This window comes from Microbacterium sp. (assembly GCF_039812165.1).
Lineage (GTDB): Bacteria > Actinomycetota > Actinomycetes > Actinomycetales > Microbacteriaceae > Microbacterium.
This window is the reverse complement of the sequence record NZ_JBDIAB010000161.1, coordinates 1-6,619: the sequence shown is the minus strand read 5'-3', so window position 1 is coordinate 6,619 and position 6,619 is coordinate 1. Positions and strand designations below refer to the sequence as shown.

General features: G+C 73.6%; 6 protein-coding genes. 3 read left to right on the top strand and 3 right to left on the bottom strand.

What is annotated here, in order from left to right; all coding sequences use genetic code 11:
* Positions 1–12 precede the first annotated feature (12 nt).
* Positions 13–1,002 carry a substrate-binding domain-containing protein gene (locus WML84_RS11615; protein ID WP_347346306.1) on the bottom strand — a complete coding sequence of 330 codons (990 nt, stop codon included), beginning with the start codon at positions 1,000–1,002 and terminating at the stop codon, positions 13–15.
* A 146-nt stretch (positions 1,003–1,148) separates the two neighbouring features.
* Here WML84_RS11615 and WML84_RS11610 point away from each other — a divergent pair, with 146 nt between their 5' ends.
* Together WML84_RS11610 and WML84_RS11605 are read left to right on the top strand one after the other, a co-directional pair.
* Positions 1,149–2,492 (top strand): Gfo/Idh/MocA family oxidoreductase, encoded by a 1,344-nt coding sequence (locus tag WML84_RS11610; protein WP_347346305.1) that lies wholly within the window; start codon positions 1,149–1,151, stop codon positions 2,490–2,492.
* Positions 2,489–3,721 (top strand): NAD(P)-binding domain-containing protein, encoded by a 1,233-nt coding sequence (locus WML84_RS11605; protein ID WP_347346304.1) that lies wholly within the window; start codon positions 2,489–2,491, stop codon positions 3,719–3,721. The genes WML84_RS11610 and WML84_RS11605 overlap by 4 nt, the downstream gene beginning before the upstream one ends.
* Before the next feature lie 62 nt (positions 3,722–3,783).
* Here the strand turns inward: WML84_RS11605 and WML84_RS11600 are convergent, their stop codons facing one another.
* Entirely contained in the window at positions 3,784–4,551 is a 768-nt protein-coding gene (locus WML84_RS11600) for an SDR family NAD(P)-dependent oxidoreductase (protein ID WP_347346303.1), read from the bottom strand.
* Positions 4,548–5,393 carry a sugar phosphate isomerase/epimerase gene (locus tag WML84_RS11595; RefSeq protein WP_347346302.1) on the bottom strand — a complete coding sequence of 282 codons (846 nt, stop codon included), beginning with the start codon at positions 5,391–5,393 and terminating at the stop codon, positions 4,548–4,550. Before WML84_RS11595 ends, WML84_RS11600 begins: the two co-directional genes overlap by 4 nt.
* 125 nt (positions 5,394–5,518) lie before the next feature.
* Here WML84_RS11595 and WML84_RS11590 point away from each other — a divergent pair.
* The coding region (locus WML84_RS11590; protein WP_347346301.1) for a dihydroxyacetone kinase family protein at positions 5,519–6,619 on the top strand (1,101 nt) is incomplete at its 3' end.

The window sequence follows — 6,619 nt, the reverse complement described above, 5'->3', positions numbered from 1 at the left end:
CGGGCATTGGCGTCAGCGGGCGCGGACGCTCGAGCGCTCGACGAGCGTCGCGGCGGCGCGGACCTCGACCGGGTCGCCGGTCTCGCGCAGCGCCAGCTCGACCGCGTGCGTCGCGAGCATCGCGACGGGCTGGCGGACGACCGTCATCGGCGGGTCGTACAGCTCGGTCCACGGCTCGTCGCCGAAGACGATCACCGAGACCGCCTCGGGCACGGCGATGCCGGCCTGCCGGAGCCGCCGCGCGCAGGCCGCGCTCTGCGCCGTGTTGGCGATGAGGAGGGCCGTCACGGGATCGGGCAGCGCCAGGAGGGCTCCCACGGCATCCGCCCCCTCGTCGCCGCGGAACGGCGCGTAGCGCACGAGCGCGGTGTCGAGGGCCACGCCGTGGTCGGCGAGCGCGCGCCGGTAGCCCTGCACGCGCTCGCGGCCGGTGCTGGATGCCTCGGGGCCGGCCACGATGCCGACGCGGACGTGTCCCAGCGCCAGCAGCCGCGACGTCGCCTCGTAGGTGATCGCCTCGTTCTCGATGCCGACGCGGTCGGCCGCGACTCCCTCGACGGCGCGGTCGACGAACACGAGCCGGGTGCCGAGCTCGGCCAGGCGGCTCCAGGCGGGCGAGTTGGCCGCGGTGGGGGTCGCGATCACCCCGGCGACGCGGCGCGACGACAGCGCCTGGATCGCCTCGTCCTCGAACCGCGCGTCCTCGCGCGTGGTGAGCAGCACGACCTGCGCGCCGCGGGCCCGCGCCTCCCACACGATCCGATCGGCGAGCTGGGCGAAGAACGGGTTGGCGAGGTCGGCGAGCACGAGCCCGAGCGTCGACGGGCGCGCGGCGCGCAGTTCGCGGGCGGCCGTGCGCGGGCGGTAGTCGAGCCGCTCGATGGCGTCGAGCACGCGCGCGCGGGTGGCCTCGGCGACGGGGCCGTCGTTGAGCACGCGCGAGACAGCGGCGACCGAGACGGCGGCGGCGTCCGCGACGTCGCGAATGGTGGCCGGCTTCATGCGGTCGCCTCCCTGTGCGTTCTCGTCAAGCCTAGGCCTCCGCCTACTTGTTGAAACTTAATGATATCGGTTACACTCATGCTCATCCCGCAGCGTCGCCGCGATCGACGCGCCCGCCCATCCAGAGACACCCGAGGTCGCCGCCCATGAATCTCCACGCCCTGCTCACCGAACGAGACGCCGCCGCCCGTCCCATCCGCATCGGGCTCATCGGGTCGGGCCGCTTCGGCACGATGTACCTCGCGCAGGCGCGCAACACCCCCGGCATCCACATCGCGGGCATCGCCGACATCAACGTCGCCCGCGCGCAGGGGGCCTTCGACCTCGTCGGGCGCGCCGGCGACTACGTCGACGACGTCGAGACCGCCCTCGCCACCGGCGCGACCGCGATCGTCGGCGACTCCGCGGCCCTGTTCGACGCCGACCTCGACGTGATCGTCGAGGCCACGGGCAACCCGATCGTCGGCATCGCGCACGCCCTGCGCGCGATCGAGACCGGCAAGCACATCATCATGGTCACCGTCGAGGCCGACGCGCTCGCCGGTCCCGCCCTCGCCGCACGCGCGAAGGCCGCCGGCGTCGTGTACTCGCTCGCCTACGGCGACCAGCCCGCCCTCATCTGGGAGCTCGTGGACTGGGCGCGCACGAGCGGCTTCGACGTCGTGTGCGCGGGCAAGGGCGCCAAGTACCTGCCGCACTACCACGAGATGAACCCCGACAACGTCTGGGAGAACTGGGAGTTCAGCAAGGAGCTCACCGACTCCGGCCAGCTCAACCCCTACATGCACACCTCGTTCCGCGACGGCACCAAGGCCGCGATCGAGATGGCGGCGGTCGCCAACGCCGCAGGCCTCGTGCCGAGCGACGAGGGCCTGACCTTCACCCCCGGCGACCTGGAGGAGATCGCCACCGTGTGCCGCCCCGCGGCGGTCGGCGGCGTCCTCGCCCACGAGGGCACCGTCGATGTCATGTCGAGCGTCACCCGCGAGGGCGACTGGATCCCCCACAACACGCAGGAGGGCGTGTTCGTCGTCGTCAAGGCGACCAACGACTACGTCGCCGAGTGCTTCGTCGAGTACCCGTGGCATCCCGACCCCACCGGCCGCTACGCGGCCCTGTACCGCCCGTACCACTACGTGGGGCTCGAGCTGAACGTCTCGGTCGCCAACGCGGCGCTGCGCGGCGTCTCCACCGGCCACCCGGTCGGCTTCACCGCCGACGTCGTCGCGACCGCCAAGCGCGACCTGGTCGCCGGCGAGACGCTCGACGGCGAGGGCGGCTACACCGTGTGGGGCAAGCTCGTCTCGGCCGAGTCGTCGGTGCGCGAGGGCTACCTGCCCGTGGCGCTCGCCCACCACATCCCGCTCACGCGCGATGTCCCCAAGGGCGGCATCGTGCGCTGGGCCGACGTCGAGGTCGACGAGACCCTCCAGCAGGCCATCGAGCTGCGTCGCGAGACCGAGGCGCTCGCGGCGACCGCGGGCTCATGACCGCCCGCATCGGCCTGCTCGGCCTCGGCGCCATGGGTGCGCCGATGGCCGAGCGGCTCGTCGCCGCGGGCTTCGCGCCGGTCGTCTGGAACCGCTCACGGTCGGCCGTCGAGCCGTTCCGCGGCCGGACGCCGGTCGCCGCGACGCCGGCGGCCGCCGCGGCGCCGGTCGTCCTGACGATGCTCACCGACCTCGACGGCGTCCTCGCCGTCCTCGACGGCCCCGAGGGGCTGCGCCGCGGGTGGCGGGATGCCGGTGTGTCCGACCCCGTGCTCGTGGTCATGGGCACCGTGTCGCCGGTCGCGGTGGCCGAGCTCGCCGCGACGCTCGCGCGCGACGGCATCCGGCTCGTCGACGCCCCGGTCAGCGGCGGCGTCGTCGGCGCCGCCGCCGGCACGCTGTCGATCATGGTGGGCGGCGACCCCGCCGACGTCGAACGGGCCATGCCGGCGTTCGAGCGCCTGGGCTCCACGATCCGCCACATGGGCGCCGTGGGCTCGGGTCAGCTCGCGAAGGCCTGCAACCAGCTCATCGTCGCGGCGAGCGTCACCGCGATCTCGGAGGCGATGCTGCTCGCCCGTCGCACCGGGCTCGACCTCTCGGCGCTCGCCGACATCCTCGAGGGCGGCCTCGCCGGCTCCGAGGTGCTGCGGCAGAAGGCCGCGAACTGGCTCGACGAGGACTTCGCGCCGGGCGGATCGGCCGTCAACCAGCTGAAGGATCTGCGCTTCGCGGCGGATGCCGCCGCGAGCGCCGGCCTGAGCCTGCCGCTGGCCGGCGTCGTGCAGGGCCTCTTCGCCGAGCTCGTCGCGGACGGCGACGGCGACCTCGACCACACCGCCGTCTACCGTGGAATCGAACGCCGCGCCGCCGTCGGCGCGTCGGAGCAGTCAGAGAAGAAGGAGAACCCCATGTCGGAACCCGTCGTCGTCACCGCGATCTTCGTGCCCAAGGAGGGCGCGCGCGAGTCGGTGCTCGCCGCGCTGAACACCGCCATCCCGGACGTGCACGAAGAGGTCGGCTGCCTGCTCTACTGCATCCAGGAGCAGAACGACGGCACGATCGTCATGATCGAGAAGTGGACCTCGCACGAGCTCCTCGACGCGCACGGCGTGGGGCAGCCGGTCGCGCGCCTCAACGCCGCGCTGGAGGGCCTTCTGGAGCGCCCCGTGGCCGTCGAGCGTCTCGTGCCGCTGCCGGTCGGCGACCCCGCGAAGGGCGCGCTCTGACCGCATGAGCCGACGACGAAGGGCCGATCGCACCAGCGATCGGCCCTTCGTCGCGCGGGGGCTCAGTTGATGTGCGACCCGCCGTTGATGTCGTACGTCGCGCCGGTGATGTAGCCGGCGTCGTGGCTCAGGAGGAACGCGAACAGCGCGGCGATGTCCTGCGGCGTGCCCTGGCGGCCGAGCGGCACGTCGGCGGCGAGCTTGGCCTCGAGCTCGGGGTTGGTCGCGCCGACGCGGATGTCGGTGTCGACGACGCCCGGCGTGACGGCGTTGACGGTCACGCCGGTGGGGCCGAGCTCGCGCGCGAGGGCGCGCGTGAAGCCGAGGATCGCGGCCTTGGCGGCCGAGTAGGGCACCTTGCCGAAGACGCCGCCGCCGCGCTGGGCCGACACCGACGACATGTTGACGATGCGGCCGTAGCCGCGCGCGACCATGCCCGCCGCGACGCGCTTGGTGGTCAGGTACGTGCCGGTCGCGTTGATGGCCATGACCCGGTTCCACTCCGCGAGAGTGGTCTCGAAGAAGGGCACCGGCGAGGTGATGCCGGCGATGTTGGCGAGCCCGCCGACCGGCGGCAGCTCGGCCTCGATGCGCGAGACGGCCGCGTCGACGGACGCCTCGTCGGTCACGTCGGCGCCGAGCCCGAGCGCGGGCACGCCGAACTCCTCGGCCAGCTCCGCGGCGGCGGCCGCCGCGGCGTCGCCGTCGAGGTCGACGATCGCGACCGCCCACCCGTCCGAGGCGAGGCGGCGCGCGGTCGCTCGTCCGATCCCCCGGATGGATGCCGCGCCGGTGACGACGGCGGTGAGCTGTTGGGTGGTCTCGGTCATGCTGTGCCTTTCTCAGGGTGTGCGGCGGTGATGAGGTCTGCGGACTCGTGCGCGACGCGCGCACGGTCGTCGTTCGCGACGTCGCGCGTCTCGAGCTCGAGCGAGTAGACGCCGCGGTAGCCGGCGTCGGCGAGCGCGGCGAGCGCCGCGGCGAAGTCGATCGTGCCGCGGCCCACGGAGTGGTGGATGTAGCCGGGCTCGGCGTCGCGGATGTGCACGTGGGCGATGCGCGGGCCGAACCTGCGCGCGAACTCGGCGACGGTGCCGCCGGAGGCGACGATGTGGCTCACGTCGCACACGGCGCCGACGCGCGGGTCGAGCTGGTCGTACAGCGGCGCGCTGCCGTCGACCGTGTGGTGGAGGCGGAACAGGTGCGGCGCCTCGACCCACAGCTCGAGCCCGGCGGCCTGGACGACCTCGCGGACGCGCTCCAGCTCGGCGGCCACGAGCGCAGTGTCGGCCTCGGCCGAGACGAACGGCTCGTGGTCCTGCCGTCCGTTGGGCAGCACCAGCGCGCGCGCGCCGACGGCGGTGCACAGCGCGACGAGCCGGTCGACGTGCGCGCGACGTGCGGCGGCCTCGTCGTCGGAGAGCGGACGGTTGAGGTCGCCGACGTCGGCGTTGACCGAGACGACCGACAGCCCCGACCGCCGCACGGTCTCGGCGACCTGGGCGACCGCCTCGTCGTCGAGCGGCACGGGGACGTGGTCGCACACTCCGGGGAGGGCCCCGAGGTCGACGGCCGTGAAGCCCTCCGCGGCGATCGCGGTGAGCGCCTCCTCGAGCGGCAGGTGACGCAGCGTGATCGTCGAGCAGATCACGAGGTCGGGATCGAACGGCATCGGCGCCTCCAGATTCGGACGACCAGGGCGACGCGGACCTCGACGTCGCAGGCGTGGCCGATGTTAGTTGTTCGACTGTTGACAGTCAAGTATGGTGAGGGCAACGCCTACCGAGGAGGTCGCCGATGACCCGCCTGTTCAACGCTCCCGATGCGTTCCCCACCGAGCTGCTGGAGGGCTTCGCCGCCGCGTATCCCGACCACGTCGTCGCCGTCCCCGGCGGCGTCGTGCGGAGCACCCGCTACGACGAGGTCGCCGTCCTCGCCGGCGGCGGCTCCGGCCACTACCCCGCGTTCTGCGGGCTGGTGGGCGAGGGCCTGGCCCACGGGGCCGTCGTCGGCAACCTGTTCTCCTCCCCCTCGGCATCCCAGGCCCTGTCGGTCGCCCGCGCCGCCGACCGCGGCAAGGGCGTCGTGTTCTCGTTCGGCAACTACGCCGGCGACGTGCTGCACTTCGGCGAGGCCGTCGAGCGGCTCGAGGCCGAGGGCATCCCCGCCCGCGTGCTGATCGTCACCGACGACATCGCCTCGGCGCCGCCGAGCCAGCGCGAGCGTCGCCGCGGCATCGCCGGCGACCTCGTCGTGTTCAAGATCGCCGGCGCCGCCGCCGGCGAGGGCCGCGACCTCGACGCGGTGTGCGCGATCGGCGAGCGCGCCAACGAGCGCACCCGCACGCTCGGCGTCGCCTTCGGCGGCTGCACGCTGCCCGGGGCCGACGCGCCGCTGTTCACGGTGCCGGAGGGCATGATGTCGGTCGGTCTCGGCATCCACGGCGAGCCGGGCATCGAGGAGGTGCCCATCCCGACCGCCGACGAGCTGGCCGAGCTGCTGGTCGGCCGCCTGCTGGAGGACGTCCCGGACGACCGCGGCGACCGTGCGGCGGTGATCCTGAACGGCCTGGGCACCGTCAAGTACGAGGAGCTGTTCGTCGTCTACCGGCGCGTGCACGCGCTGCTGCGGGATGCCGGGATCGAGATCGTCTCGCCCGACATCGGCGAGCTGTGCACGAGCCTCGACATGTCGGGCGTCTCGCTCACCCTGTTCTGGCTCGACGACGAGCTCGAGCGACTCTGGACGTCGCCGAGCTCCACCCCCGCCTACCGCAAGGGCGCCGCCGCCCCGGCCGGCCAGCTGAGCGCCGAGGAGCGCGCCGAGGTCGCCGCGGCGTCCACCGCCTCCCCCGCGATCGCGCAGGGCGCGGACGCCACGCCCGAGTCGCGCGCCGCC